Origin of the sequence: Leptotrichia sp. HMT-225 (assembly GCF_030644325.1) — a bacterium.
Lineage (GTDB): Bacteria > Fusobacteriota > Fusobacteriia > Fusobacteriales > Leptotrichiaceae > Leptotrichia > Leptotrichia massiliensis.
Map to the genome: position 1 here is coordinate 677210 of NZ_CP130323.1, position 22775 is coordinate 699984.

The window sequence follows — 22775 nt, forward strand, 5'->3', positions numbered from 1 at the left end:
TTTTTTATTTTACTAAAAGGGGTAAAAAAGGGGCAGAATAGAATTTTTAAATTTTGTTCAAAATATCTATCATTCTTTTATTTTCTTCTTCATACAAGTGAGCATAGGTATTCAATGTCATTTTGATGTCCTCGTGTCCAAGCCTTTTGGAAATGGCTAAAATATTTACACCTTTCTGAATTAAAAAACTTGCGTGAGAGTGCCTTAAATCGTGCATTCTTATTTTTTTAACTTTAGATAGCTCTATATATTCAAGAAACCTTTTTCTAGCATATCCTCTTCCAAAATCAAACAATCTTTGGCTGTTTGCTGGCTTATAAATTCTATTTATTTGTTTTTTTAATAATTCAAGTGTTTTATCTGTAAGTGCAATTTTACGAATGCTACTCTCTGTTTTTGTCTTTGTTATAATATCTCCATTAAAACTTCTTGAAACTGTTTTATTAATATTTAATTTCTTATTTTCAAAATCCACATCTTTAATATTCAAAGCTATTGCTTCGCCAACTCTCATACCTGTCCAGAATAGCAGTGAAAAAAACACAACATCTTGTATATCCTCTATAACTGATATAAACTTTTGAAACTCTTCCAAACTCCAAATGGAAAATTCCCTAGTATTTTTTCTTGAACCAATTGTTTTTACTTTAGACATAGGATTAGATTCAAGATTGTAATATTTTACTGCAAAATTAAATACACATTTCGCTTGGCTTTCAATAATTCTAAGAGTATTTTTTGAAAGTTTTTTTTCTAGAAGTTCATTTTGAAAGTTCCTGATGTGGTTTGTATTTATCTCGTTCATCAAAATATTTCCAAAAGTAGGCAGTATATAATTATTCATTAACTGTATTTTTCTAATAATTGTACTGTCTTTTACTTTTAGTCTGCAATCTTCCAAGTAAATTTCCCACATAGTTTTAAATGTTATATTTGAATTTGAAGCAAGTTTGTTTAAAAATTCTTGTTCCCACAATACTGCTTCTTTTTTTGTATTAAAACCGCTTTTCCTTTTTCTAATTGCTTTTCCTGTGGAATCAACAGTTCTTATTTCAACTTTCCATTTTTTATCATTCTTTTCTTTATAAACGGACATACGAATACCTCCTAAGCAATTTTGTAGCGTTCATTGAAATATTCAATTGCCACTTTTCCACGTTGCACACGTATTCCTTTTTGTTTTAATTCCTCATTCAACTCCCTAATCACTTTATAAGCTTGGCTTAAACTCACTTCCAATATTTTCATAATATCCTTGGCATTATAAAAATATTTTTTTATCTTCATTATCCCTCCATTTCCGTCATGTCAAAATAATTTGTTATAACGTATTCTTTGCTTATTAAATATTCAACAACTTTTTCTAAACAGCTGCTGCTAAAACTATCTATCATTTCGTCTCTATAAGTGACATACATTTTTGCAACATACCTTATTTCATTTTCGATTTTGATTTTGTAAATTTCGGCGTGTTTTATCAATTATTTTCCTTCAGTAATTCAGGATTTTCTATTATTTCATTTATTCTGATTTTTACCCGACTCCATTCATATTTTAAAATTTTTGAAATTTTGTTGATTGAAAACCCTTTTTCGTATAGTTCCCATATTTTTTGATAAGAAACTCCTTTTTTTGTAATACCAAATTTTGATCCTTTCCTTCTTTTGTTCGCCTCTCCTATTAGCCTTTTTGTTTTTTCAGAAACTTTCTTTCCTTTATTATGCTGCTTTAAATGTGTACTATTTAGAATTAATGATAAATTTTCTTTCCGGTTATCCAATTTGTTTCCGTTTTCATGATGAACATGGTATTCTTTTGGTATTTTTATATTTAACCAGTACATCATTAACAATCTATGCACGTGTATTTTTTGTTTTTGAATACTTATACAAGAGTATTCTCCATGTTTATAAATATGCTTTTTACTTGCGGTAAATGATTTTTGAAACCATAATATCGCTTTTTCTAATTCAGATGTGTCAACAATTGCATCGCAATCATTTATAAATTTTATTTTTCTTTGTTGTTTTATCATCTCTTGTTCTCCTGAATATTCTCTATTATTTCAATCTGTTTAGCAGTATTTCTAAACAAAGGGTATTCGTTACCATCCCTGTCAATTATTCCGAAACCTGCTTGACTATGCAAGAAAATCACTTTCCCAGTTTCTTTTTTTCTACCATCTTTAAAATGCACTAATTTTACCACATCCCCCTCATAAATTTCTTTGCCATTTTTATCTTTAAGTCCTGTATACTGCATCAATTTTACTTTTTCATCCTCGAATCTATATACATTTTCGTAATTGTGAAATCCAGTAATTGTTATTGTCTTTTTACAAATGTCAATCGAAGTTAAATTATCGCCGTATTCGTCATACTTATCTTGATAAAATATTTTGTAATCAATAAATACTCTAAATTTTATTTCTCTCATTATTCGTCCTCCCAACTGGCTATTTCTTTGATTGATTTACCTTTTTTACCACAATTATCGCAAGTAAATCTTCCGTAATTTATTGTATTTTCTTCATATTCTTTCAATTCTCCTTTTTTATTCATTTCCGTTATTATTATTTTTCCTTTTGTGGTTTGAGTAAAAAAACTCCACCACATTTTTTACATTTCCAACTCATTGTTCATTCTCCTGTTTTGTCTTAATCAATATAAATTTTTATTATATTTCCAGTTCTTTTGTACCCGAAACATAAATTTCCGTCATCGGCTATAAGAGCCAGTTCATCTGAACTTAATCCAGCCTTGTTTGACAAAATTTTAAATGACTTGTTAGCATAACCAAAGCCATTAAATTCAAATGCTATATCGTATTCTTCTATATTTTCAGAAGCATATTTATTAATTTTGTATTTTTCTGTCAATTCCTTGTAAATGCTTTTATTCATATCTCTTTTTTCGTACTGATTTTCAGTATATGCCCAGCTTGGATAAACCTTTTTTTCTATCATATTTATTCTCCCTTATTTTATTTTTAAACTATAATTTTCTTCTTTTTCAAAATCCCCAAATACTTCCTGAAAAGGCTTTTTATCAATGCTCACTTCACTTATTTGTAATTTTTCTTTCAAGCTATTAGGAAGTTGTGAGTATTCCTCAAAACTAAGCTGGAATGGCTTAAATTTATATATTTGAAATTCACTAGGCACTTCTTCTGGATTTGGTTTTATCTCACGGTTACTTTTTCTTAAAAAAATTATTCTTCCGCTTTCTGTTTGTACTCCATTCGACTGCCCTGATTCAATCCCACAGCTTCGCATTACTTCGACTACATTTTTGGAAAATCTTTCAAATCCTTTTGTATAGAACTGTTTTAGATTTTTCAGTCTTTCAATTTCCTTGTCAATTGCTCCAACAATCTTATTTTCTCCTGTTCCTTGTCCTAGATAATTTATAAATTTGTTATAAATTTGAACAATTGCCTCTCCTTCGTCCTCAATTTCCGTTACCAACATTTCCCTTGTATCTTTTAATGTTTGTTCATCAATTTCGTCTTCTAAAAATGCTCTTTCAATATTTTTTCCTGCTGCGCTCAATGGATATAAATTTAATTCTTTACTCATTTTATTTTCTCCTATCTCTATTTTTATAATTTATAATTTTTTATTTATTTTTGTAATTGCTATCAAAAAGGAAAGCTTTCGTCCTCATCAGAATCATAACGATTTCTGTTATTATTTTGACTGTTACCACTGTTTTTGCTGTCAATAAATTCAAAAGTATTTGCCAAAACCCTTGTAAATTTCCTCTTTTCTCCGTTCTGCTCATAACTGTTTACGCTTAAACGTCCTTGTATTAATATTCTGTTGCCTTTCCCAAAATATTCGGCTATATTCTCAGCCGTCTTTTCCCAGGCTATACAGTCGATAAATTCGGCTTCATCTTTTGTTTTCTGCACAGCTAATGTAAAAGTTGCGTATGCCTTTCCGTTTGACGTATATTTTAGTTCAGGATCTCGTGTTAATCTTCCCATTAATATTGCTACATTCATAATCTACGCTCCTTTCTTTTGCTTATTGTTTTTTATATAGTTACATAATTTTTCTAAATCTTTAATTGGAACTTTGCTTAAATTGTCTGTCGAATTAGCGAGTAAATATTTGTCTATTTCTTTTTCATTTCCTTTTAAATGTTCGTTTATATATTTAACCGCTTTTTGGATTTTCTCCTCTTCTGTCAAATATTCTTTAGGTTTATTTTGTTGCTTATCTTTGTCAATTGTTGCGTTAATCATATCGTCTTCCACTATTTCTAAAGCGTTTAGATAACAGTAACGTTTTAAATAAGTGTGTGTACTTCCTATCATTTGTAATCCATTCTGTCCTTTTAAAACTATTTCAGCCTTTGGAGTTACAAAAGTGATTGTTTCGTCCGTTTTCTCTGTATTAATTACAGTTAATACACCTTCGTTTTCTAGCAAATCAAATTTTGAAAAAAGTTTTAAGTTTTCAAATATTTCATTCACTTTTGGCAAAAAGTCTTTTAGTTCAAAATATTTAAAGTCGGCAAATTTATTATGCCCTCCCATTTTTAATCCTAAACTTTGTAATTCGACTCTAGCCTTTTGTAATTTTTCGTAAATATTCATTATCCTTTTCCTCCCATTTATCATTGTCTTGTTTCAATTCTTTGTTGAGTTCCTGTAAATTCTTAGCAGCATTCTTAAAAAAATCAAGACTTGTATTTTGCTTTTTTATATAATCATCTGTAAACATTGTTTTTTCTCCTTTAAAATATTTCTCCCCTTTTTACAGACCTTCACATTTCTTTAACTTTAACGCTTGTTTTCTGTTGTATCCTATCCAATTTATTTTAAGCCCTACTTCTTCTGATTTCAGAAGTTCCAGCATATCCTTTTCAAAGTCTTCTCTTTCACTTTCTTTGATAACTTCTTCAATTTCCTTGAATTTCTTATCTGTTTTTGTAATCAATGTTTTTAAGTACATTCCAGTCTTCTTGCTGAACTCCCTTTGCTCAACTTCTCTTTTAAAAATCTTGTAATAAGCAAAGATTATAAACATTTGATTCAAGGCAACTTCAGTTGTGTTGTATTTGGTTCTTGAGTATTTTTTAAATTTGTTTTTTGTTTCTGCGAGTTCTTGCTCGTATACCTTCCTGAAACCGACAATAATAAATTCATTCTTGAAATCTTTTATAACAGTTTGTTCAGGATTATTTAAATCTTCGTATCCAAATTCATTGATTAACCTAGTTAAAGCTCTAAAACTTCTTTGTATAACGTCTTCAAGTTCAAAAGTGTACCAAAGAGTCTGTTCCTCCGTTATCTTTTTTATTTTAGTGTCGCCGTTTTCAAGATTTTTATCAGTTATCTTTGGAATCTTGAAATAGTTCCTGTAGCTTTTGCATAAGTTTGATAAAGACATCATAATCATTATTTTTGATTTCCTGTTTTCATCTGTCGAAATCTCTCTCATGGTAACAGCTTTTTCTAAAATTTCGTTTCTAATTTTTTTCTTTTTCGCTTTTCTGAGTACTCCCAAATCATATCCTCCTGTTCTCTAAAATTACCCCCTATTTATAGCCCTTTAAAATCTTTAATCACTCTAGGACACCACCACAGCAGCATAGCCATTAAAAATGGAAAAGTCACATTGCCTCCTGCTATCCAGTGCCCTTTGATTTGGATAACTTCAATCTGAATCCAAATTGATGCCAGTATCAAAATCATCCATTTTGTTGCATTCGCTGTTGTTAGCATTTTCTTCCTCCAGTTCCTTAATTTCTTCTTGATCCATTTCTTTTTCCAGCTGTTCTCTTATTGTCATATTCTTCCTCCCATTAAAGAATCCAGTATTGCCAAGTTGTCTTTTGTAAGTTGTTTTTGAACTTTTTCATACCATTCATCCCAAATTTTTTCACATTCTTTTTCTAATTTTTCTTTCAATTTTATATCTTGTATACGATTTATAATACCGTCTATTTTAATTGCCCATCCAGTCATTACTAAATCATTTTTTAAATTATATTTTCCTTTTATAACTTCTTCCGCAACTTTTTTTAATTCATTCACTGTTGCCAAATAAAATCCATCCATAAATTCCTCCTAAAAATTTTTGATACTTTCAATATCCTCAATCAACAATTTTTGGTTCTGGCTATTGAAAGATAGCCAGTTTTATATTATAATTGTCCTAAATGCCGTTATTTAATAACTAGAAAGGAGATATTATGTTTTTAATTATATTTTTGATTATATTTTTAACAATTTTATTTTCAAAAGAAAAAATACAAGAGATTTTCGGATTTATTCTTTGCATGTCAGTAGTAATTTTTGGGTCTGTTTTTTATTATAAAATCACTTTTGATAAAGAAGATTTAAATACTATGTTAACTGTAAGCAGTGTATTTATAGCTATTTCTATTTTTATCAACAAACAAAGATTGATTAAAATTTCTGTTATAAATTTCTTTTTGACTTTAATTGGTTTTCTGAATATTTTGATTGAAAACAAAATAAAAACAAAAATATCTGCAAATATCATTTTTACCACTTTAATAATTTTATCGGTTGCTTGGTTTGTTATTGAGTTGGTTTTTTCTATTTATTTAATAAAGAAAAAAGAAGATACAACAAATAAGTAATAAGGAACGAAGCTATAAATTTCCAATAAAAATCAAAAAGCGTGTTTCGTTCTTTTATCGTTTTTAAAATTTTCTTTATTATTTTCATAATTTTTCCTCCCGAAATTTATTTAAGATAATTAATATCTTATCCAAACTCACTATTTCTAATGAGTTTGGTAAAACATTAATTTAATGTTCCAGTAAAGTTTGGTTCAAGCTCTGAAATTTGTTTAGCAATTTCGTGAGCTTGTAAAATTGACAACCCCTCAATAACATCATCTGTTATCGGAGTATCAAAACAAACATCATACTCTTCCTCTGTACCAACTAGCACCGCTACCTGATACAAAGTTGCGTTGTTAATGTCGGGGACGATTGAAACACCGTAACCGTTGCTGTAAAATTCGATATGTTGTTTCGATTTATCAAGAGTGTTCAGGATTCTTTTTAATAAATCCTCATCATTCATCAATTCTATAATTTCATCTGTTACTGTTTTCATTTCAATCACCTCCTTTAAATTTATTTCTTAAACATTTTTTTTATTCTGTTTTTCAGTTTCTTTTCTTCCTTTTCCTTTAAAACCTTTTTGTTGTTTTCGTTTACAATCGCTAATACTTCAAATTTCATTTTACATCTCTCCTATGCTATTTTTTTAGTTATTATAGTTACATCTACAATTTCATCTTCCCACTCCGCTTCCTGATGTCCGTTATCGTATGTTATTACTCCAACTTGATAGCTTTTTTCAACTTGTTCATCGTATTCAAAGTTTTCAAAGTATTTTTGAATCTGTGCCACTTCCTCGTTTGTGTATCCATCTGACAACCATTCTTTTAACCAATTGTCTAGCCATTCTTGAGTATATTCGATTTCATAATTCTCATTTACCTTTAGTTCTTCATCATCAAGTAAATCAAATATTATACCTCTTACCTCTTTTTCTAATTTTGTCATTTTTTATCATCTCCTATTTATAACTTTTTGTAACGTTTTTGTTACATAAATTCCTTTAAAAAAGCAGTCTTATCTTGACTACAAAATTATTATAACACATTTGTAACAAAAATGCAACACTTTTTTGTAACAAAATTGTTACTTTTTGAAAAAATGTGGTAAAATTAGAATAAGAAAGCAGGAGGAATACTTATGAAACTAGGGGAATTATTAAAAGAAAAGAGAGAGCAAAGAAATTTAACTTTGCGACAAGTAGAGAATAAATTAAAAGGAAAAAATATTAATTACAGTCACACAAGCATAAAAAGATTAGAGAATGAGGAACACGAAAAAGTTCCAATAAAAGTTTTATCGGCTTTAGCAGAAATATTTAATCTAAATAAAATAGAATTGTTTAATCTGGCTGGTGCTGCCTTAGATAAAATAGACGATGATAGGGTTTTACAATTGAACAGAAGAGAAAAATTGCAAAGAGAGAAATTTTTAGAAGATAATGCTGTCTTTTTCTTCAATGATGAAAATGTTTCAGAAGAAGACAAAGACAAGTTAATGCTTGCTTTGAATAACGCATATTTTAGATCAAAAGAAATAAAAAGGGATAAAAAAAACAACAAATAGCCATTATTGGAGGAATATGAAAAAGAATTTTGTATTAAGAGTAAAAAATTTAATAGAAAAATACAGAACCAAAAATCCTTTTAAAATTTGCGAAAGAGCGGGAATCGAAATAATATTTCAGGATTTAGGAGAAATAAAAGGCTTTCATGTCAGAAACGCTGGAGTTAGTTTAATAATAATTAATAGCAAACTTTCCGAATTAATGATGATTATAGTGTTGTTACATGAATTGGGACACGCTATATTGAAGCATCCGACTAAAGATATTTCTTTTATGAAAGATAATTTTTTTGGATTTTCTAACCAGCTAGAAAATGAAGCAAATTTATTTTTGGCAGAATTTTTATTTAATTACATTCCACTAGAGGATTATTTTGTTGGTAAGGAAGAAGAAAAAGCATTGATGAGACTGGCGGAGTTGAAAAGTAGATTTGGGAAATAAAAATGAAAGAAAACACTGATATTTATTAAAACTAGTAAAAAAATGTAGTTGACAAAGAGAGACGTAAGTGTTATAAATAATATGCGGATCGTACTGTATCAATGATTTTTTTAAAAGTCGATATAGGCTAAAATTATAATATTTTAAATTAAATGTAGAGTTATTTCAACCGCAAAATAACTCTTTTTTTATACTTTTATTTTTCTTTGAAATATGATATAATTTAGTAAAATTTGTAAGAGGTAGAGGAGAAATTGAAAAAATTAGTTTTACATATAATTTTACCAATATTTGTTGGCTCGGTAATATACGTATTATTTAGAGAAAAAACTTTATTAATGTTTGATTGGTTTAGTTATTTAAAGTTAGATTTTATAATAGATTCTTTGAGAAATAATTTTTACAGATATAGAATATATATTCCGAAAAGTATATTATTTTCATTACCCGATGCTTTGTGGGTATATTCTTTCACAATGTTTTTGAGCATTTATTTTAAAAACAGAATACTTTTGTCAATAATTTTTATTGGAAGCATTATAACTGAAATATTACAATTATGTTTTGTAATTGGAACTTTTGATATATATGATGTTGTATATATGTTTGCGTTGTACTTAGTCGCAATGTACTTTATAAAAAAATTTGAGGAGGAAAAGAAATTATGAAAAAGAAAGCGGGATTGGTTTTAGGGTGTATCTTGTTTGTTGTTTTGGCGGTGGGAAGTGTACCAAGCGGAAATAAAGATAACGTGGAAGTGAAAAATAACAGCAGTAGCCAAGAAACTCAGTCCTCTACAAATAATTCTACAGAACAACAGTCGCAGCAAGAAACAAAAAAAGAGTATGAAATTTCGGATGTAAAAACGAAATCGGATCAATTTGCTACTTATGTAACTGGTATTCTTAAAAACAATGGTGGACAAAAAGGATATGTTCAAATTATGATACCGTGCTATGATAAAGATGGTGCTAAATTAGGAGACGCTTTGGCAAACGTAAACGACATTGAAGCAAACGGAAAATGGAAATTTAAAGCTATGTTTGCAGGGAATGAGAAACCAGAAACTTGCAATATTGACAATGCTAAAGTATCAGGATTTTAAAAAATAAAAGGAAGCTGTAAAAGGCTTCTTTTTTGTTTTAAAAATTTTGTTGCAAAAATGTTACAAATGAGGTATAATGATTTTGAGGTGATAAAATTGAAAATAGAAGAAAAAAGAATGAGGACTATTAAAAGCCTTATTTTTTCAAGAGGTTTAACAATGAAAGAAGTGATGGAAAAATTTGGATACAATAGTTATGAAGGCTTTAAAAGAGCCATAAAACAAAATAGAAGAAACAGATATAATGAAGTCCTTAGTTATTTAAAGGATTAATTTTTTTGATTATTTTGTAACGTTAAAGTTACAAAAACAAAATCCAAAAGAAAAGGAAGGAGGTGTGAGAAATGAATATTAAAGAAAAAATGAAAAAAAACAAAATAATAGAAATGAAAATTATTGAAATATTAAAAGAAAACAATGTTACTTTGAGAGATTTTGACACAATTTCTAATAGCGTAAAAATGAAATTTGTGGAAGCAGCAACTTTGAAGAATGAAGTTTCGGAAACTGTTAAGAAAAATGAATTAAGAATTGATGTGAAGCTGAATACAGAAGAGATTGAAAAATTGATTGAAGAATTTTTGAAAAGAATATCGGGCTCAATTGATATTTTTTAAAAAAGCAGAACCTTAAAAGGCTCTGTCTAAAATTATAAAACTTTTTTAACAGCTTTATCAAAAAGTTCTTGCCAAGTGCTCGAAGATGTAAATTTTTTTACATGGTCATTTATTTTTTCATCAGGGCATTCTTTTAAATCCTGAGTATTGCGAATATCAATATAAGCCAAAAAATCTTCTATATTTTGGAATTTATTGTTAGTTTCAGCTTGTATAAACTCAGGTGTAAAAAAGTGGTCAGCAGGAGCATTTACAGAAGTGTTTTTTCTTATATCAACTTCTGTTCCGAGTTTTTCAGAAATTTCTGAATTTATTGCATCGTAAAGTTGTTCTTCAAAATTTTTAGTACTAGATTTGAATTTTATTTTCATATATATTCCCCCTTTCTTTTGATTATTAGCACTTCCTCTAAAATGTTGCTAACATAGGGAGTATATCACAATGAATTATAAATTTCAAGGAGGAAAAATGTTTGAAGAATTTTTAGAAAAGTGCCTAAGATATGAAAATTTGTATATCTTAGAAGAAACAGGAGATAGAGAAAAGATTAAGAGGATTAGCAAAAGGCACGGAAAAGTAACTGAAGCAAGTGTACTGCTATTTGATTTCGGAACTAAGAGAACGACAATAAACGAAATATATTTTAACAGCCAAGGATATTTTATAATTCGAGATCAGAAAAGATTGAGATTGGAAAAATTTAAGTAACAAAAAAAAGCACTCCGAAAAGTGCTTGAAAAGAAATTTATGAAAATTACTACATATTGTAATCATTATAGCATAAAAATGTTAAAAATACAATATGTAGGGAGAGGGAAAATAATGCGTGATATAAGAAAAAGAGGTTGGTTTTGGATAGAAAACGAACTTATAGACAGAACAGATTTATCGTTTGAAGTAAAATCAATGTATATGATCCTAGCCAGATTTGCGGATAGCGAAGGGAAATGTTTTCCAAGCATAGAAAAGTTAGCTGAAATAATTGGGAAAGATAAAAGAACTGTTATCAGATATATCAAAAAACTGGAAGAAAAAGGATTAATTGAAAAGAAAAGAAGATTCAATCAGACAAATATTTATTGTTTAAAAAACGCTGATTCTAATAGTGACAAAATTGATAATGACAAAAATGATAGTGACAAGGATGTCACTTCCCTAGGTGACACTGGTGTCACTTCCGATAGTGACAAAAATGTAAATCTAAAAAGACCCATAGAAAAAGACCCAATTAAAAATACCCAATATAAAGAAAAATATAAAAAAGAAAAATTGAACAATATTGAGTGTTATGTGATGTCATTGGAAAAAGATGAGAACTATAAGCAGCTGCTTTTTAAATTTATAAAATATCGTAAGGAAATAAGGAAATCATTAAAAACAATAAGCCCGCTAAAAGCTCTCATAAAAGAATTTCCATTATATAGTGACTTAAAAGAAGCTTTAGAAATAATGGAAACAAGGGAATGGAGAACAGCAACAGTTGAATGGATAGAAAATTATAAAAACAGTTTAGGAGGAAATAATAATGGCAATAGCAAGTCTTGGAGAAATAACAGCCAAAAAGTTGCAGACAAGCACAATGTCAAAATTGACAGATCAAATGACGGCTGGTAATAAATCATATATGGCAGAAACCGTAACTAGAAGTGAGTTTAAAAAATCAAATAGAGTTTCAGATATTCCGATTTTCAAAAAAATATCCAAAGTTGAAGATGATGAGATTGATAATCGATTCAAAAACTCTAAAGTAATAAATAAAACAGAAAAAGAATTTAGAAAATCGTTTTATAACTTCTGTAAGAACTTTGAACACATAAAAGGCACTGGTTCAGGGATATATATGTCAGGGGATGAAGGGACAGGAAAAACATATTATACTAACTGCATTTACCACGAACTTTGCGATAAATACGTGGTTTATAAAACATCATTGCAGGCACTTTTGGATGAAGAAGCAGATAATTTTAAAAATCCGAATGTCAATAAAAATTTTGTTTTAGATAGATTTGAAAGAGCTGATTTGGTTATTTTTGACGATTTAGGAAACGAAATGATTTCAGACTGGATGAAACAGGAACTTTATAGGTTTTTTAGTTACTTATGCAAGCACAGAATATCGTTTATTATAAACACAAATTTAAACGATGATCAACTAAAGGATTTTATGAGAATAAACGGAAGTGCAAAACTATTTAGTCGAATACGTGGAAGATGTAAATATTATAAATTTGAATGGGAAGATAGGCGGATAGACGAGTGTAAGGAAATTTGGGATAAATATTATTAGGAGGATAGATGAACAGTTATCAAGATGAATTAAAGAAGGTATTATTGACTTATGATATGGACAAAATAAAAGAATTTATGCATAAACATAACAAAAATATGCCGAGAAATAACTTGGCTTTTTGGGCAGGAGTACACAAAGGAATATGTAATTTACCAAACTGCACAAACGAAGAAAAAGAATTTTCGAGAAACTGGTTAAAGAAACATGAATTCAAGGAAGAAATATTTTAGGAGGATAGATGAAAACAGTAAGAATAAACGACCTAGTAAAAAGAAATAAACAAATTTTAAGAAGAAGAAAGGTTATTGAAAAGAAATTAAAAGAGTTGCAACAAGAAGATAACGAACTTCTGAAGGAGTTGGAACGAAACAACAACTTCTTTGTGAAACGAGGAATGGAACAGATTAAACGAAAATAAAACTCATTTGTATAAGGATAGACAACAACGAATTAAAAACAACAGATAAAAACGAATGGCTTAAATTTATAAAAAGACATCGCGGAAAAGTCAAAAGCATAGAGCAATTTAACTTGGATATTCCAGAAAATAAATTGCAGAAGGCTTTGGAATATTCGTTTGATGAATTGTATAAATTTAAGTTGGAAGAAGGGAGAAAAAAGCAAGAATGAGAATTTTTATATCTGGAAATGTTCCGAGCTCTAAAAACAGCAAACGTTGGACAGGCAAAAGGCTGATAAATTCAGAAACTGTAATGAAATACAAGAAAAATACGGCTGATGAATGGTTGCAAAAAGGCATAAAGTTCAGGGAAATGCTAAAAGGCAAAGAAAAGCCTTACAAAATTGGATTTTATTTCATAAGAAACAGCAAAAGGGCATTTGACTATGTGAATGTTGCACAGCTTCCGTTAGATTTAATGCAGGAAAACGAATGGATAGAGAACGACAATATGGAAAATATCATTCCTGTGTTCTTAGGTTATGAAGTCGACAAGGAAAATGCAGGGGTAAGGATAGAAATTTTATAGGAGGGAATTAAAAAATGAATTCAAATATAGTTTTTAAATTCAGTATTAAAAGCAATTTTTGTAGAAATTTTGAGGAAGAAAATCAAAAATATAAAAAAGGGAACACGTTTGAAATGTTTGACAGTGTTTTCAGAGTGTGTAAAAGAAGAAAATTGAAAGATAATAACGGATATAGGATTTTTTGCGAGGAGTTGAAATAAATGGAACAATGGAATAAATTAGTTGGATTAGTAAAAGAGTTTTACATAGCATTCGGACAGCAGGAATTTCTGGAAAAAGAAATGACTGAAGAAAGAACGGAATTAAGAAAAAAGTTATTTGACGAAGAATTGAAAGAATATGAAGTGGCAGAAAAAAATAATAACAAGGTTGAAATGCTGGATGCAGTATGCGACATGTACTATATCTTAATAGGGACGTTGTTAGAAAAATGTAAAGGCGATGTTGAAGCTGCTGTAAATGTGATTTATTTTGGATGCAACGATAAAAGCGAATTTATTTTTGAAAAAGTCTTTAAAAATGAGTTTAATGATATTTTTGTGAAAGCATTTGAAGAAGTTCACAGAAGTAATATGAGTAAACTTGAAAATGGGAAAGCAATTTTCAGGGAAGATGGAAAAATACTTAAGGGGAAAAATTATTTTAGACCTAACTTGAAACAATTTGTTGAAAAGGAGAAAAACAATGGAAAACGATAATGTAAATAGCCCAAAACACTACAAATTAGAGGGGCTGGATGTGGAAGTGATTGATGTAATAAAGGCGACTGTAAAAGATTTTAATAGTTTCTGCCACGGAAATATTATTAAATACGTGTTAAGAGCGAATAAGAAAAACGGAATCGAAGACTTCAAGAAAGCAAAAAAATACATTGAAATGATGATTGGAGATGAAAATTAATGAACGAATTAATAAACATAGAAGCTAAAAATACATTGACAAGTTTAGAAGTAGCGGAAATAACAGGAAAAGATCACAAAAGTATTTTAAGAGATATCAGGGATGAAATAGATAAATTGGGAGAAGAAAGAGGTCGGCTCATTTTTGTGCCGACTGAATATACGGATAATTTTAACAGAAAACAGCCTGCCTTTTTATTGAATTACAAAGGTGTCTTGCAGCTTGGAGCAAGATACAGTGCTGAAACTAGATTTAAACTTATTGAAAAAATAGAAGAATTAAAAAAACCAATGACAATCGAAGACATGATCATATTGCAGGCAAACGAAATGAAAAGCGTCAAGCATAGAATTGACATCGTAGAAAATAAAGTTGATAACGAGATAAGAATAGACCACACAGAACAAAGAAAATTACAAAAAGCGGTTTCGATAAGAGTTTATCAAAGGCTGGATGTGATAGACGCTGACAGAAATTTAATGTTTCCTTTCCTGCGATTTACAGAGATTTAAAGGACAGGTTTGGAGTTGCAAGCTACCGTGACATTAAGAGAAAAGACTTAACTGAAGCACTGGCATACGTACAGAACTGGATAGAAAAAGCGGAATTAAGGAATTGAGATAGAAGAGATTAAGTTGATAAAAGGACAATGACAACTGAATAATAACTGTGATAAATAATTTTGAAATTTTTAGATTTTTAGGTATAATAAATATTATCAGAAACAGGAGGTAATCAATGAAATATAAGAAATTTAGAATAAGAAATTATAAGGCGATTAAAGATCTAACAATAGAATTGGATAATCAAAATTTGGTTCCAATAATAGGTTTAAATGAAACAGGAAAGAGCTCTATCTTACAAGCATTATTTGCATTTGATTGCTTTAATGACAAGCAATATAGTGGCGAATTTATAAATTATGACTATATAAAAAACAAATTCGAAAACAAACAAAATCCTATTATCGAAGCCGAAATAGAAAATATAAATAAAAACGATTTGATAGAGAACGCAATAGGATATATAATTACACAAAAAGAAGATTATTTTGTTTCTAACAGCCGATACAAAGATAATAGTGAATTTAAAAAGCATCAATATTTAAATTTTATTCGAGATAAATTATTAAGTTTTATGGAAAATGTATTTTTTGATATAAAAGAAGATAGTTTAAAAATCGCAAGAGAATTTTCAATTACTCAAAATGGTATGTACAATAATAGATATTTAATTTCACAATTAAAAATCAAGGAGTTTAATGAAACAATATCAGTAAATGGTTATTCAATCGAAGAACTTTTATTTTATATACCAAAAGAAGAAATAGAACAATTAATAGGAGAATCAATTTTAAAATATTTACCTCATATAGTATATATTGATGATTTTAAAGATGCGATTCCAAATAGAATCAAAGAAAACGATGATTGGTATTTGTACATCAAGGAAATATTTTCTAGAAATAAAATGAATGTAAATGACTTTTTGAATAGCACTTTATCAGATAAAGGGACAATGCTGGAAGATATAAAATATGAACTTAATGAAAATCTAGCCAATTTATGGGATAAAATGCACGAAAACAGAATAAAAGAAGAATTTAAAACTATAGAAATTGATTTAAAATACGAAGATAAAGAATTCCAATTTTTAATAAATGATTTGAGAGAAAAAAGAGAAAACGGAAGACCAAGAACAGTGGTATTTCCAGTAAATATGCGTTCTAAAGGATTTCAGTGGTTTTTCAATTTTTTCATTAAAATGAAATATAATTGGAAACATATAAGTGATGAAAATTATGGGAGTATAATTTTATTGGATGAGCCAGGAGTATACTTACATACAACTTTTCAGTCAGAATTAGTAAAAATATTGAAAGAATTATCGTTAGAAAACAAAATATTCTATACAACACATTTAGAAAATATGGTTAATCCAAAAGTAATAAAAATAAATCAAGTTCATATAGCAAAAAGAAAAAATGAAAAAGTGATATTAGAAAGAATCACTAAAATTGAAGACAATAAAAATTTAGGAGAAATGACACCGATAATAAATGCTCTAAAAATAGATAATTTTCCATTATTACATTTTAATGAAAAAATTATAATAACAGAAGGAATGACAGATAAAATATTTCTAGAGATGCTAAAGGAAATTGAATTGTTGGATACAAATATAAAGATTATTCCTGGTGTAGGAGTTACAAATCTTAGTATTTTAATAGGTTTATTTAGTGGAATTACAGATAATTATACTGTAATTTTTGATAATGATGATGAAGGAAGAAAATTTTTTGAAAAATATAAAAATGAATATGGTAAAAGAGAAAGTAAAAAATGGATATTACATCGGTCAAAGGATAAGGGAAAACAAGATATTGTATTGGAGAGTTATTATAGTCCTAAAATAAAAGAAATTTTAGATAAATATCCGAATGGAATAAAAACAGGATTAATAGAGTTTTATTACTCTGCAACATCCGAAGAAAAAGAAATATTTTATGAAGAATTAAAAGATTTAAATAGAAAGGGAGAGGATATTCATATTCTTATAAACCAAATAAAATCAAAATTGAAGTAAATTGAAATAAATTGAAATCACAGTTATTAATTTAGCTGTGATTTTTTTATGGAGGAAAAATGGATGAGAATGTGTTGGAAAAAATAAAAATTAGATTACTAAGTGGAATTGAAGTAGATGAAAGTGATTTTAATTTCATGAAGTTGAATGCCAATTTATTCAAAAGTATTAAATTTATTAAGAAAAGGAAGGCTAAGAAGAAATGGCTTACACGGAAATCAAAAATAGCGAGATAACAATAACATTAGCCGTAGAAAAAGTTTATCCAGGACTTAAGCAACAGCTGGAAGAGCGTCTTAATAATTTTCCAATCAAAGTTATTCCTGTAAAAAAATTGTCTAAGGCACAGAACGGACTGATACATGTGTTAATAAAGCAATTTGCTGATGAACTAGGCTGGACTATGCTGGATATGAAAGAATATCAGAAAGAACAATTTGCAATAAGCAGAGATTTGAATAAATTTTCTACTGCCAAATGTGATATGGAGACCGCAAATGATTTTATAGCATTTTTAATAGAGCAGGCATTGGAAAATGATATTAACTTATATATCTTGAACAAGCGAGATAAAAGATACAGGCATATACTGGAAATAGATAAGATGACTGAAAGATATGTGATTGCCTGCTTGAGAAAAAGAGTTTGCTGTATATGCGGAAAAGAACATAATGAGTACAGCACAATAGAACTACATCATTGGAACTCGGTAGCAAGCATAGGAGGATATGAAAACTGTGACGGATTAAAAACACCGTTTATGAGTTTATGTGCCAAGCATCATCAGGAATTCCACGCAACAGGCAAGGAAACGTTTAAGAATAAATATTATATTGAAGGGGTGTGGTTAAATGTGGAACTTGTAAAAGATTTGAAAAAGATTTACAAAAATCATTTTAAGGCATTTAAGGAGGAGATATGAAAAAATTATTATTAGGAATTGTAATTTTAGGATTATTAGGAAGTTGTGCAAGATGGGAAGATACTCAAAAAGATTGGGAGAGTGATACGAAAGGGCTAAAAAGGACAGTGCAAATTTATACTCTTGACGGAAAATTGTTAAAGGAATACAAAGGGCTGATAAGGGTAAGAGATTCGGATGAGAGCGGAAGAATATCATTAAACTTAATAAGCGAAAATAATCACAGAGTTACAATTGATAATGCGATTGTGATAACAGAGGAGGATTAAAATGCTGGAAATAATAACGAGAATTTTAAGTGCGGCAGTTACAATATTTTTAGTTTTCTTTTTAGTCAGCTATCTGTATGCTTTAGTTGAAGATGTAAAAAAGAAATTAAGAGGAATAACTAAAATTAATTATACACCTTACAATGTGATGTATTTTTTAGTATTTTGGTTTTTAAATATTCTGCTGATTTATGCAATAATAAATTTGATTGTATTTTTTGCAATTAGAGTGTAAAAATGGACGAGTGCAAATTAAAAACAACATTGGCAAAGAGGAGTGGACAAGTGGGAAATTATGAATTAATAGATGAAAAAAAAGTTTTTTATGAAAATTTAACAGAATTTGGTCAACAAGAATTTCACAAATTTAAAATGAATTTTTTAAGAAAACACTTTCCAGAAAAATTTAAAAACAACCAAGTAATTGTACTTTTTGAAAGAGAATTTACAGAAGAAGTGGAATTAGAATTGATAAGAGGATTTACAGAGAAAATGATTCGAGAAGAAGGGAAAAGATTTCTTGAGTTTGCGGCAAAATATCTCGAAGAAAAGGAAAAACAGGAACAAAAGCAAAAAGAAACGGATAAAAAACATCAAAAAAAATTATTGTTTAAAATTTTAAATTTTTTCAAGAAAAAACAAAACTCAAACACTTGAAAAAAGCAATAAAATAGGTTATAATTAGGAGGTAAAAATTGAACACAAAAAAAGAACTTACACAAGAAGATATTAATGAGCTTTTAAAAGATAAAGAAGTTTTGTATTTATTACAAGATTTAAAAACAGCAAAAACCTTTGAAGATAATATCAAAATTACTATATATATAAAAAAAGGTAAAGTAAAAGACAGGCAATACACAACAACAAAATATCATAGGGGCAAATAAACCTCAGCTGAGTGAGCCACTGAATAGATAGATTAGAAATAGTCTATTTGTTTAGTGGCTCTTTTTTTGTCTAAAAATCAAAGAAAGGGGGCAAAATGAAGATAGAGAGAATAAATATCAATGAAATAATTGAGTATTCAGGAAATGCAAAAGAACATCCTGAACGGCAAATTGAACAGATTAAAAACAGTATTCAAAAATTCGGATTTAATGATCCAATTGCTATTGATGAAAAAGGCATAATAATCGAAGGACACGGAAGATATTTGGCATTAAAAGAACTTGGATATACAGAAGTTGAAGTAATCAGATTAAATCATTTAACAGAGGAGCAAAAAGCAGCTTATGCTATTGCTCACAATAAATTAACTATGAATACAGAGTTCAATATCGAAAAATTACAGTACGAGTTGAACAAGCTGGAAATAGCTGATTTTGATTTAAATTTATTAGGCTTCAGTGAAGTGGAGTTAGAAGAAATAATGGAAGACGAAATCGAAGAGATGGAAGAAGACGAAACCGAAATTATTGAAGATGATTTGGAGATAGCTGAATCTGAAAATATTGTAATAAAAACAGGAGATTTGATTGAGTTAGGAAAACATAAAGTAATGTGTGGAGATAGTACTGTTTCAAAACAAATAAAACTCTTGTTAGATAATAAAAAAGCTCATTTGGTATTTACAGATCCTCCGTATGGAATGAAAAAAGAAAAGGATGGTGTGGCAAACGATAACTTAAATTTTGATAATTTACTGGAATTTAATAAAAAATGGATTCCTTTATCGTTTGAAAATTTGAAAGAAAATGGCAGTTGGTACTGCTGGGGAATAGATGAGCCGTTAATGGATATATATTCAAATATACTAAAACCAAAAATCAAAAACAACGAAATAACATTCAGAAATCTGATTACCTGGAATAAAGGGAACAGTCAAGGGCAAAAAACATCATTTTTAAAAATGTACACTAGAGCAGATGAAAAGTGCCTATTTGTAATGAACAGTGTACAAGGATTCAATGATAATTCAGAAAACCATTACGAAGGATGGGAACTTATTAGGCAATATTTAGCACAAGAAATTAAAAAATGTGGCGGCACTAAAGTGTGGAAAAAAGTTTTGAACAACCAAATGGGAAAACATTATTTTACAAAAAGCCAGTGGTTATTTCCAACTGAAGAAAATTATAAAAAAATGCAAAACTACGGAAAAGAGTACGACGCTTTCAAAAAAGAGTACTCGGAATTAAGAAAGGAATACGAAATCATAAAACAAAAATTTAATGAGACAAGACCTTTTTTTGACAATACACACGATAGCATGAATAACGTTTGGACGTATGAAAATGGCTCAGTCAAACAAGCGGAATTTCAAGAAGAAATAAAAGATGCTGGAGGACACGCGACTCCCAAACCTCAATTCATCTGTTGTAGAGCAATAAAAAGCAGCAGCCGAGAAAATGAAAGAGTATTAGATTTATTTGGAGGTAGCGGAAGTACATTAATAGCTTGTGAACAATTAAATAGAAAAGCGTATTTAATGGAATCAGAAACCAAGTGGGTGCAAGTAATTATAGAAAGATATTTAAAATTTACAGGAGAGGAAGAAATAAAGATAAATGGAAAAACTGTAAATTGGGAAGAATATAAAAATGGATAAACGATATTTACGAGATCTGTTAAGAAAAGAATATGAAAACGGCATAGGAATCACAGAACTGTGTCGAAAATACAATCAAAGCATCAACACTGTGAAGAGCTGGAGAAAAAGAGAAGGCTGGAAAAAAAAACAGATAAATGCACCCTTAACTAATGCACCCCCAAAAAAGAAAATTGCACCCCCAAAGCAAAAGGGTGCAAATGAAAAAGAAACCCAGATAAAAGCAGACATAATTAATAATGTTCCCAAAGAAGAAATTTTGGAAAAACATGGAATAAAAAAGAGTACTTATTATAACAAAGCAAAAAGTATTAGACAACTAAGAAAAGAACGTACAGAAAAGTATCTTGAACAAATAGCTGATGAAGTTTATAAAGGCGAATTATACAGGATATTAAAAGGAACAGAGACCGCAAAAGCAAATTTGGTGGTAAGAGCAACCAAAGAAATAAATTCACAAGAAATGGATACTAAAAAAGTACAAGAATACGAAAAAGCGTACACAACTATTAAAAAAATGGGAAATGATTTAATGCGAACCGGAAAAATGTTGACTGCTTATGAGGTTCTGGAGATTGATAGACAGCTTGCTGAAGAAGAAATATCCAGAGAGAAATTAGAAATTGAAAAGACTAAAATTAAAAAAGATGATACTAAGGATTTGGAAAAAGAAAGAGAAATGATTGAGTTGTTAAAAAATATAACAGAAAAGGTTGAAAAAGATGAATGATTTAACTCCTAAACAGTATGAAGTATTAAAAACGTTTAATAAAGAACAGCCGAGAATAACAATTTTAACAGGAGCAAAAAGAAGTGGAAAAACATTTTTAAATAATCTTCTGATGTTATCACATATTGCAGCATTCGCTAATCAAAATCTTAACTTTATCATAATTGGAGCAACTAGCGGAAGTATTTGGAGAAACGTTTTGAACGACTGGGAAACGATGTTAGGAAAACAATTTAAGCCAAAAAAAGACGGAAGTTTCAAACTTTTTGGAAATAATGTTTGTTTATTTGGCGGAGAAAAGGCAGATAGCTGGAAAAAAATGAGAGGTATGACTTCTCATGGTACTTATATAAATGAGGCAACAGCATTACACCAAACTTTTATAACAGAAGCCTTCTCAAGAACATCAGGGGAAGGTGCAAAAATATTTATTGATACCAATCCTGACAATCCTGCTCATTTTGTTAAAAAGGATTATATCGACAACGCTGGAGATAGATTGGAAAATGGCAGATTAAATATTCTAGTTAGTAATTTTAAACTTGATGATAACGTTTTTCTTAATAAAGAATACGTGGATTCTATTAAAAAGACAACTCCACGAGGAGCAACTTACGACAGAGATGTTTTAGGATTGTGGGTAGCTCAAGAAGGTGTTGTATTTGCAGATTTTTCTGAAAAAGAAAATATAATTAAGGACATAGAAAATATTGAAATAAAGGAATATTACATTGGAGTCGACTGGGGATTCGAACATTATGGAACATTGGTAGTTATTGGAGTGGATTTTGAAGATAATTATTATATCGTTGAAGTTATAGCGAAACAGCATAAGTATTTTGATTACTGGAAAATGCTTATTTTACAGAAATATAAAGAGTACCAAGTATCAAGAGTATTTTGCGATAGTGCTAGAACTGAATATGTACAAGGGTTATTAGATTTTGGAATAAATGCAGAAAATGCTAAAAAAGATGTAAAAGAAGGTATTGATTTGGTTGGGGCTATGTATAAAAGGAATAAGCTAAAAATTACAAAGAAAGCCTTCAAAGGAAAGTTTGAGAGTGAGATATACTCGTATGTTTGGGGTAAAAATGATGAACCGCTTAAAGAAAATGACGATGTAATGGATGCAATAAGATATGTTTTATATAGCTTAAAAAAAGATGAAGGCGGAATTGCTTATTTATATTAGGAAGGAGG

General features: G+C 29.0%; 44 protein-coding genes. 27 read left to right on the forward strand and 17 right to left on the reverse strand.

Annotated features, from left to right (window positions below; all coding sequences use genetic code 11):
• Positions 1 to 46: 46 nt before the first annotated feature.
• The 14 genes from QU666_RS03260 to QU666_RS03325 form a co-directional block, all read right to left on the reverse strand.
• Entirely contained in the window at positions 47 to 1096 is a 1050-nt protein-coding gene (locus QU666_RS03260; RefSeq protein WP_021769731.1) for a site-specific integrase, read from the reverse strand.
• A gap of 11 nt (positions 1097 to 1107) precedes the next feature.
• On the reverse strand, positions 1108 to 1287 hold the full coding sequence (locus tag QU666_RS03265) for a helix-turn-helix domain-containing protein (protein ID WP_021769730.1): 180 nt from the start codon (positions 1285 to 1287) through the stop codon (positions 1108 to 1110).
• Positions 1287 to 1481 (reverse strand): hypothetical protein, encoded by a 195-nt coding sequence (locus tag QU666_RS03270; RefSeq protein ID WP_021769729.1) that lies wholly within the window; start codon positions 1479 to 1481, stop codon positions 1287 to 1289. Before QU666_RS03270 ends, QU666_RS03265 begins: the two co-directional genes overlap by 1 nt.
• On the reverse strand, positions 1478 to 2035 hold the full coding sequence (locus tag QU666_RS03275) for an HNH endonuclease (RefSeq protein WP_021769728.1): 558 nt from the start codon (positions 2033 to 2035) through the stop codon (positions 1478 to 1480). Before QU666_RS03275 ends, QU666_RS03270 begins: the two co-directional genes overlap by 4 nt.
• Positions 2032 to 2436, reverse strand: coding sequence for a YopX family protein (locus QU666_RS03280; protein ID WP_021769727.1), 405 nt, complete (start codon positions 2434 to 2436; stop codon positions 2032 to 2034). Before QU666_RS03280 ends, QU666_RS03275 begins: the two co-directional genes overlap by 4 nt.
• Positions 2436 to 2615 (reverse strand): hypothetical protein, encoded by a 180-nt coding sequence (locus tag QU666_RS03285; protein WP_021769726.1) that lies wholly within the window; start codon positions 2613 to 2615, stop codon positions 2436 to 2438. Before QU666_RS03285 ends, QU666_RS03280 begins: the two co-directional genes overlap by 1 nt.
• Positions 2616 to 2656: 41 nt before the next feature.
• Positions 2657 to 2965, reverse strand: coding sequence for a hypothetical protein (locus QU666_RS03290; RefSeq protein ID WP_021769725.1), 309 nt, complete (start codon positions 2963 to 2965; stop codon positions 2657 to 2659).
• Between the two features lie 12 nt (positions 2966 to 2977).
• A complete protein-coding gene (locus QU666_RS03295; protein WP_021769724.1) occupies positions 2978 to 3577 on the reverse strand; it encodes a hypothetical protein in 600 nt (199 codons plus the stop codon).
• A 62-nt stretch (positions 3578 to 3639) separates the two neighbouring features.
• Positions 3640 to 4005 (reverse strand): single-stranded DNA-binding protein, encoded by a 366-nt coding sequence (locus QU666_RS03300; protein WP_021769723.1) that lies wholly within the window; start codon positions 4003 to 4005, stop codon positions 3640 to 3642.
• A 3-nt stretch (positions 4006 to 4008) separates the two neighbouring features.
• Positions 4009 to 4602 (reverse strand): ERF family protein, encoded by a 594-nt coding sequence (locus QU666_RS03305; RefSeq protein ID WP_021769722.1) that lies wholly within the window; start codon positions 4600 to 4602, stop codon positions 4009 to 4011.
• Positions 4571 to 4729, reverse strand: a complete 159-nt coding sequence (locus tag QU666_RS03310) for a hypothetical protein (protein WP_021769721.1) — start codon at positions 4727 to 4729, stop codon at positions 4571 to 4573. Before QU666_RS03310 ends, QU666_RS03305 begins: the two co-directional genes overlap by 32 nt.
• Positions 4730 to 4762: 33 nt before the next feature.
• The gene (locus QU666_RS03315) at positions 4763 to 5515 is read right to left on the reverse strand and encodes a hypothetical protein (protein WP_021769720.1); all 753 of its coding nucleotides are present in this window, start codon (positions 5513 to 5515) and stop codon (positions 4763 to 4765) included.
• A 150-nt stretch (positions 5516 to 5665) separates the two neighbouring features.
• Complete coding sequence (locus tag QU666_RS03320) at positions 5666 to 5800, reverse strand: hypothetical protein (protein WP_021769719.1); 135 nt, start codon at positions 5798 to 5800, stop codon at positions 5666 to 5668.
• Positions 5797 to 6069, reverse strand: a complete 273-nt coding sequence (locus QU666_RS03325) for a hypothetical protein (protein WP_021769718.1) — start codon at positions 6067 to 6069, stop codon at positions 5797 to 5799. Before QU666_RS03325 ends, QU666_RS03320 begins: the two co-directional genes overlap by 4 nt.
• A gap of 134 nt (positions 6070 to 6203) precedes the next feature.
• Here QU666_RS03325 and QU666_RS03330 point away from each other — a divergent pair, with 134 nt between their 5' ends.
• Positions 6204 to 6617 carry a hypothetical protein gene (locus QU666_RS03330; protein ID WP_021769717.1) on the forward strand — a complete coding sequence of 138 codons (414 nt, stop codon included), beginning with the start codon at positions 6204 to 6206 and terminating at the stop codon, positions 6615 to 6617.
• A 166-nt stretch (positions 6618 to 6783) separates the two neighbouring features.
• Here QU666_RS03330 and QU666_RS03335 read toward each other — a convergent pair whose 3' ends face one another.
• Together QU666_RS03335 and QU666_RS03340 are read right to left on the reverse strand one after the other, a co-directional pair.
• Complete coding sequence (locus QU666_RS03335) at positions 6784 to 7101, reverse strand: hypothetical protein (protein ID WP_021769716.1); 318 nt, start codon at positions 7099 to 7101, stop codon at positions 6784 to 6786.
• A gap of 140 nt (positions 7102 to 7241) precedes the next feature.
• The gene (locus QU666_RS03340) at positions 7242 to 7556 is read right to left on the reverse strand and encodes a hypothetical protein (RefSeq protein ID WP_021769715.1); all 315 of its coding nucleotides are present in this window, start codon (positions 7554 to 7556) and stop codon (positions 7242 to 7244) included.
• A 192-nt stretch (positions 7557 to 7748) separates the two neighbouring features.
• Here QU666_RS03340 and QU666_RS03345 point away from each other — a divergent pair, with 192 nt between their 5' ends.
• The 5 genes from QU666_RS03345 (at position 7749) to QU666_RS03365 (ending at position 10338) form a co-directional block, all read left to right on the forward strand.
• Positions 7749 to 8174 carry a RodZ family helix-turn-helix domain-containing protein gene (locus tag QU666_RS03345; protein WP_021769714.1) on the forward strand — a complete coding sequence of 142 codons (426 nt, stop codon included), beginning with the start codon at positions 7749 to 7751 and terminating at the stop codon, positions 8172 to 8174.
• Between the two features lie 16 nt (positions 8175 to 8190).
• On the forward strand, positions 8191 to 8616 hold the full coding sequence (locus tag QU666_RS03350; RefSeq protein WP_021769713.1) for an ImmA/IrrE family metallo-endopeptidase: 426 nt from the start codon (positions 8191 to 8193) through the stop codon (positions 8614 to 8616).
• Between the two features lie 254 nt (positions 8617 to 8870).
• Complete coding sequence (locus QU666_RS03355; protein ID WP_036071399.1) at positions 8871 to 9284, forward strand: hypothetical protein; 414 nt, start codon at positions 8871 to 8873, stop codon at positions 9282 to 9284.
• The gene (locus tag QU666_RS03360) at positions 9281 to 9721 is read left to right on the forward strand and encodes an FxLYD domain-containing protein (RefSeq protein WP_021769711.1); all 441 of its coding nucleotides are present in this window, start codon (positions 9281 to 9283) and stop codon (positions 9719 to 9721) included. Before QU666_RS03355 ends, QU666_RS03360 begins: the two co-directional genes overlap by 4 nt.
• 344 nt (positions 9722 to 10065) lie before the next feature.
• Positions 10066 to 10338 carry a hypothetical protein gene (locus QU666_RS03365; RefSeq protein ID WP_021769709.1) on the forward strand — a complete coding sequence of 91 codons (273 nt, stop codon included), beginning with the start codon at positions 10066 to 10068 and terminating at the stop codon, positions 10336 to 10338.
• Positions 10339 to 10370: 32 nt separating this feature from the next.
• Here the strand turns inward: QU666_RS03365 and QU666_RS03370 are convergent, their stop codons facing one another.
• A complete protein-coding gene (locus QU666_RS03370; RefSeq protein ID WP_021769708.1) occupies positions 10371 to 10709 on the reverse strand; it encodes a hypothetical protein in 339 nt (112 codons plus the stop codon).
• Positions 10710 to 10779: 70 nt separating this feature from the next.
• On the opposite strand from QU666_RS03370, the gene QU666_RS03375 reads away from it, so the two are divergent.
• The 21 genes from QU666_RS03375 (at position 10780) to QU666_RS03470 (ending at position 22767) form a co-directional block, all read left to right on the forward strand.
• A complete protein-coding gene (locus QU666_RS03375) occupies positions 10780 to 11046 on the forward strand; it encodes a hypothetical protein (protein WP_021769707.1) in 267 nt (88 codons plus the stop codon).
• Between the two features lie 114 nt (positions 11047 to 11160).
• Positions 11161 to 11952 (forward strand): helix-turn-helix domain-containing protein, encoded by a 792-nt coding sequence (locus QU666_RS03380; RefSeq protein ID WP_036071397.1) that lies wholly within the window; start codon positions 11161 to 11163, stop codon positions 11950 to 11952.
• Positions 11864 to 12625: a cell division protein ZapE gene (locus QU666_RS03385; protein ID WP_051285851.1), complete on the forward strand. Its 762-nt coding sequence runs from the start codon at positions 11864 to 11866 to the stop codon at positions 12623 to 12625. The genes QU666_RS03380 and QU666_RS03385 overlap by 89 nt, the downstream gene beginning before the upstream one ends.
• 8 nt (positions 12626 to 12633) lie before the next feature.
• Complete coding sequence (locus QU666_RS03390) at positions 12634 to 12858, forward strand: hypothetical protein (protein ID WP_021769704.1); 225 nt, start codon at positions 12634 to 12636, stop codon at positions 12856 to 12858.
• An 8-nt stretch (positions 12859 to 12866) separates the two neighbouring features.
• Positions 12867 to 13046, forward strand: coding sequence for a hypothetical protein (locus QU666_RS03395; protein WP_021769703.1), 180 nt, complete (start codon positions 12867 to 12869; stop codon positions 13044 to 13046).
• 208 nt (positions 13047 to 13254) lie between these two features.
• Entirely contained in the window at positions 13255 to 13617 is a 363-nt protein-coding gene (locus QU666_RS03400) for a hypothetical protein (protein ID WP_021769702.1), read from the forward strand.
• Positions 13618 to 13631: 14 nt separating this feature from the next.
• Positions 13632 to 13817, forward strand: a complete 186-nt coding sequence (locus tag QU666_RS03405) for a hypothetical protein (RefSeq protein WP_021769701.1) — start codon at positions 13632 to 13634, stop codon at positions 13815 to 13817.
• Positions 13818 to 14315 (forward strand): nucleoside triphosphate pyrophosphohydrolase family protein, encoded by a 498-nt coding sequence (locus QU666_RS03410; protein WP_021769700.1) that lies wholly within the window; start codon positions 13818 to 13820, stop codon positions 14313 to 14315. It abuts the gene before it with no gap.
• Complete coding sequence (locus QU666_RS03415; protein WP_021769699.1) at positions 14302 to 14517, forward strand: DUF3310 domain-containing protein; 216 nt, start codon at positions 14302 to 14304, stop codon at positions 14515 to 14517. The genes QU666_RS03410 and QU666_RS03415 overlap by 14 nt, the downstream gene beginning before the upstream one ends.
• Positions 14517 to 15029 (forward strand): Rha family transcriptional regulator, encoded by a 513-nt coding sequence (locus tag QU666_RS03420; protein ID WP_021769698.1) that lies wholly within the window; start codon positions 14517 to 14519, stop codon positions 15027 to 15029. The genes QU666_RS03415 and QU666_RS03420 overlap by 1 nt, the downstream gene beginning before the upstream one ends.
• 32 nt (positions 15030 to 15061) lie before the next feature.
• On the forward strand, positions 15062 to 15136 hold the full coding sequence (locus tag QU666_RS11770; protein WP_370528902.1) for a hypothetical protein: 75 nt from the start codon (positions 15062 to 15064) through the stop codon (positions 15134 to 15136).
• 119 nt (positions 15137 to 15255) lie between these two features.
• Positions 15256 to 17103 (forward strand): AAA family ATPase, encoded by a 1848-nt coding sequence (locus QU666_RS03425; protein WP_021769697.1) that lies wholly within the window; start codon positions 15256 to 15258, stop codon positions 17101 to 17103.
• Between the two features lie 59 nt (positions 17104 to 17162).
• Positions 17163 to 17339, forward strand: coding sequence for a hypothetical protein (locus QU666_RS03430; RefSeq protein WP_021769696.1), 177 nt, complete (start codon positions 17163 to 17165; stop codon positions 17337 to 17339).
• Complete coding sequence (locus QU666_RS03435; RefSeq protein WP_021769695.1) at positions 17306 to 18025, forward strand: putative HNHc nuclease; 720 nt, start codon at positions 17306 to 17308, stop codon at positions 18023 to 18025. The genes QU666_RS03430 and QU666_RS03435 overlap by 34 nt, the downstream gene beginning before the upstream one ends.
• Entirely contained in the window at positions 18022 to 18294 is a 273-nt protein-coding gene (locus tag QU666_RS03440) for a hypothetical protein (protein ID WP_021769694.1), read from the forward strand. Before QU666_RS03435 ends, QU666_RS03440 begins: the two co-directional genes overlap by 4 nt.
• A 1-nt stretch (position 18295) precedes the next feature.
• The gene (locus tag QU666_RS03445) at positions 18296 to 18529 is read left to right on the forward strand and encodes a hypothetical protein (protein WP_021769693.1); all 234 of its coding nucleotides are present in this window, start codon (positions 18296 to 18298) and stop codon (positions 18527 to 18529) included.
• Positions 18530 to 18531: 2 nt separating this feature from the next.
• Positions 18532 to 18951, forward strand: coding sequence for a hypothetical protein (locus tag QU666_RS03450; RefSeq protein WP_021769692.1), 420 nt, complete (start codon positions 18532 to 18534; stop codon positions 18949 to 18951).
• Between the two features lie 38 nt (positions 18952 to 18989).
• On the forward strand, positions 18990 to 19181 hold the full coding sequence (locus QU666_RS03455) for a hypothetical protein (protein WP_021769691.1): 192 nt from the start codon (positions 18990 to 18992) through the stop codon (positions 19179 to 19181).
• 95 nt (positions 19182 to 19276) lie between these two features.
• Positions 19277 to 20842, forward strand: a complete 1566-nt coding sequence (locus QU666_RS03460) for a DNA methyltransferase (protein WP_021769690.1) — start codon at positions 19277 to 19279, stop codon at positions 20840 to 20842.
• Entirely contained in the window at positions 20835 to 21572 is a 738-nt protein-coding gene (locus QU666_RS03465) for a hypothetical protein (protein ID WP_021769689.1), read from the forward strand. Before QU666_RS03460 ends, QU666_RS03465 begins: the two co-directional genes overlap by 8 nt.
• Positions 21565 to 22767 carry a PBSX family phage terminase large subunit gene (locus QU666_RS03470; RefSeq protein WP_021769688.1) on the forward strand — a complete coding sequence of 401 codons (1203 nt, stop codon included), beginning with the start codon at positions 21565 to 21567 and terminating at the stop codon, positions 22765 to 22767. Before QU666_RS03465 ends, QU666_RS03470 begins: the two co-directional genes overlap by 8 nt.
• Positions 22768 to 22775: the final 8 nt, after the last annotated feature.

Coding starts and splice junctions, on each gene's coding strand:
- QU666_RS03320 (WP_021769719.1), bottom strand. CDS start 5,800: ATGACAATAAGAGAACAGCTGGAAAAAGAAATGGATCAAGAAGAAATT.
- QU666_RS03345 (WP_021769714.1), top strand. CDS start 7,749: ATGAAACTAGGGGAATTATTAAAAGAAAAGAGAGAGCAAAGAAATTTA.
- QU666_RS03305 (WP_021769722.1), bottom strand. CDS start 4,602: ATGAATATTTACGAAAAATTACAAAAGGCTAGAGTCGAATTACAAAGT.
- QU666_RS03410 (WP_021769700.1), top strand. CDS start 13,818: ATGGAACAATGGAATAAATTAGTTGGATTAGTAAAAGAGTTTTACATA.
- QU666_RS03340 (WP_021769715.1), bottom strand. CDS start 7,556: ATGACAAAATTAGAAAAAGAGGTAAGAGGTATAATATTTGATTTACTT.
- QU666_RS03280 (WP_021769727.1), bottom strand. CDS start 2,436: ATGAGAGAAATAAAATTTAGAGTATTTATTGATTACAAAATATTTTAT.
- QU666_RS03285 (WP_021769726.1), bottom strand. CDS start 2,615: ATGTGGTGGAGTTTTTTTACTCAAACCACAAAAGGAAAAATAATAATA.
- QU666_RS03390 (WP_021769704.1), top strand. CDS start 12,634: ATGAACAGTTATCAAGATGAATTAAAGAAGGTATTATTGACTTATGAT.
- QU666_RS03380 (WP_036071397.1), top strand. CDS start 11,161: ATGCGTGATATAAGAAAAAGAGGTTGGTTTTGGATAGAAAACGAACTT.
- QU666_RS03360 (WP_021769711.1), top strand. CDS start 9,281: ATGAAAAAGAAAGCGGGATTGGTTTTAGGGTGTATCTTGTTTGTTGTT.
- QU666_RS03330 (WP_021769717.1), top strand. CDS start 6,204: ATGTTTTTAATTATATTTTTGATTATATTTTTAACAATTTTATTTTCA.
- QU666_RS03460 (WP_021769690.1), top strand. CDS start 19,277: ATGAAGATAGAGAGAATAAATATCAATGAAATAATTGAGTATTCAGGA.
- QU666_RS03350 (WP_021769713.1), top strand. CDS start 8,191: ATGAAAAAGAATTTTGTATTAAGAGTAAAAAATTTAATAGAAAAATAC.
- QU666_RS03385 (WP_051285851.1), top strand. CDS start 11,864: ATGGCAATAGCAAGTCTTGGAGAAATAACAGCCAAAAAGTTGCAGACA.
- QU666_RS03370 (WP_021769708.1), bottom strand. CDS start 10,709: ATGAAAATAAAATTCAAATCTAGTACTAAAAATTTTGAAGAACAACTT.
- QU666_RS03365 (WP_021769709.1), top strand. CDS start 10,066: ATGAATATTAAAGAAAAAATGAAAAAAAACAAAATAATAGAAATGAAA.
- QU666_RS03400 (WP_021769702.1), top strand. CDS start 13,255: ATGAGAATTTTTATATCTGGAAATGTTCCGAGCTCTAAAAACAGCAAA.
- QU666_RS03420 (WP_021769698.1), top strand. CDS start 14,517: ATGAACGAATTAATAAACATAGAAGCTAAAAATACATTGACAAGTTTA.
- QU666_RS03290 (WP_021769725.1), bottom strand. CDS start 2,965: ATGATAGAAAAAAAGGTTTATCCAAGCTGGGCATATACTGAAAATCAG.
- QU666_RS03425 (WP_021769697.1), top strand. CDS start 15,256: ATGAAATATAAGAAATTTAGAATAAGAAATTATAAGGCGATTAAAGAT.
- QU666_RS03295 (WP_021769724.1), bottom strand. CDS start 3,577: ATGAGTAAAGAATTAAATTTATATCCATTGAGCGCAGCAGGAAAAAAT.
- QU666_RS03415 (WP_021769699.1), top strand. CDS start 14,302: ATGGAAAACGATAATGTAAATAGCCCAAAACACTACAAATTAGAGGGG.
- QU666_RS03445 (WP_021769693.1), top strand. CDS start 18,296: ATGCTGGAAATAATAACGAGAATTTTAAGTGCGGCAGTTACAATATTT.
- QU666_RS03260 (WP_021769731.1), bottom strand. CDS start 1,096: ATGTCCGTTTATAAAGAAAAGAATGATAAAAAATGGAAAGTTGAAATA.
- QU666_RS03325 (WP_021769718.1), bottom strand. CDS start 6,069: ATGGATGGATTTTATTTGGCAACAGTGAATGAATTAAAAAAAGTTGCG.
- QU666_RS03440 (WP_021769694.1), top strand. CDS start 18,022: ATGAAAAAATTATTATTAGGAATTGTAATTTTAGGATTATTAGGAAGT.
- QU666_RS03275 (WP_021769728.1), bottom strand. CDS start 2,035: ATGATAAAACAACAAAGAAAAATAAAATTTATAAATGATTGCGATGCA.
- QU666_RS03435 (WP_021769695.1), top strand. CDS start 17,306: ATGGCTTACACGGAAATCAAAAATAGCGAGATAACAATAACATTAGCC.
- QU666_RS03300 (WP_021769723.1), bottom strand. CDS start 4,005: ATGAATGTAGCAATATTAATGGGAAGATTAACACGAGATCCTGAACTA.
- QU666_RS03265 (WP_021769730.1), bottom strand. CDS start 1,287: ATGAAGATAAAAAAATATTTTTATAATGCCAAGGATATTATGAAAATA.
- QU666_RS03470 (WP_021769688.1), top strand. CDS start 21,565: ATGAATGATTTAACTCCTAAACAGTATGAAGTATTAAAAACGTTTAAT.
- QU666_RS03395 (WP_021769703.1), top strand. CDS start 12,867: ATGAAAACAGTAAGAATAAACGACCTAGTAAAAAGAAATAAACAAATT.
- QU666_RS03405 (WP_021769701.1), top strand. CDS start 13,632: ATGAATTCAAATATAGTTTTTAAATTCAGTATTAAAAGCAATTTTTGT.
- QU666_RS03335 (WP_021769716.1), bottom strand. CDS start 7,101: ATGAAAACAGTAACAGATGAAATTATAGAATTGATGAATGATGAGGAT.
- QU666_RS03375 (WP_021769707.1), top strand. CDS start 10,780: ATGAATTATAAATTTCAAGGAGGAAAAATGTTTGAAGAATTTTTAGAA.
- QU666_RS03465 (WP_021769689.1), top strand. CDS start 20,835: ATGGATAAACGATATTTACGAGATCTGTTAAGAAAAGAATATGAAAAC.
- QU666_RS03430 (WP_021769696.1), top strand. CDS start 17,163: ATGGATGAGAATGTGTTGGAAAAAATAAAAATTAGATTACTAAGTGGA.
- QU666_RS03450 (WP_021769692.1), top strand. CDS start 18,532: ATGGACGAGTGCAAATTAAAAACAACATTGGCAAAGAGGAGTGGACAA.
- QU666_RS03310 (WP_021769721.1), bottom strand. CDS start 4,729: ATGTTTACAGATGATTATATAAAAAAGCAAAATACAAGTCTTGATTTT.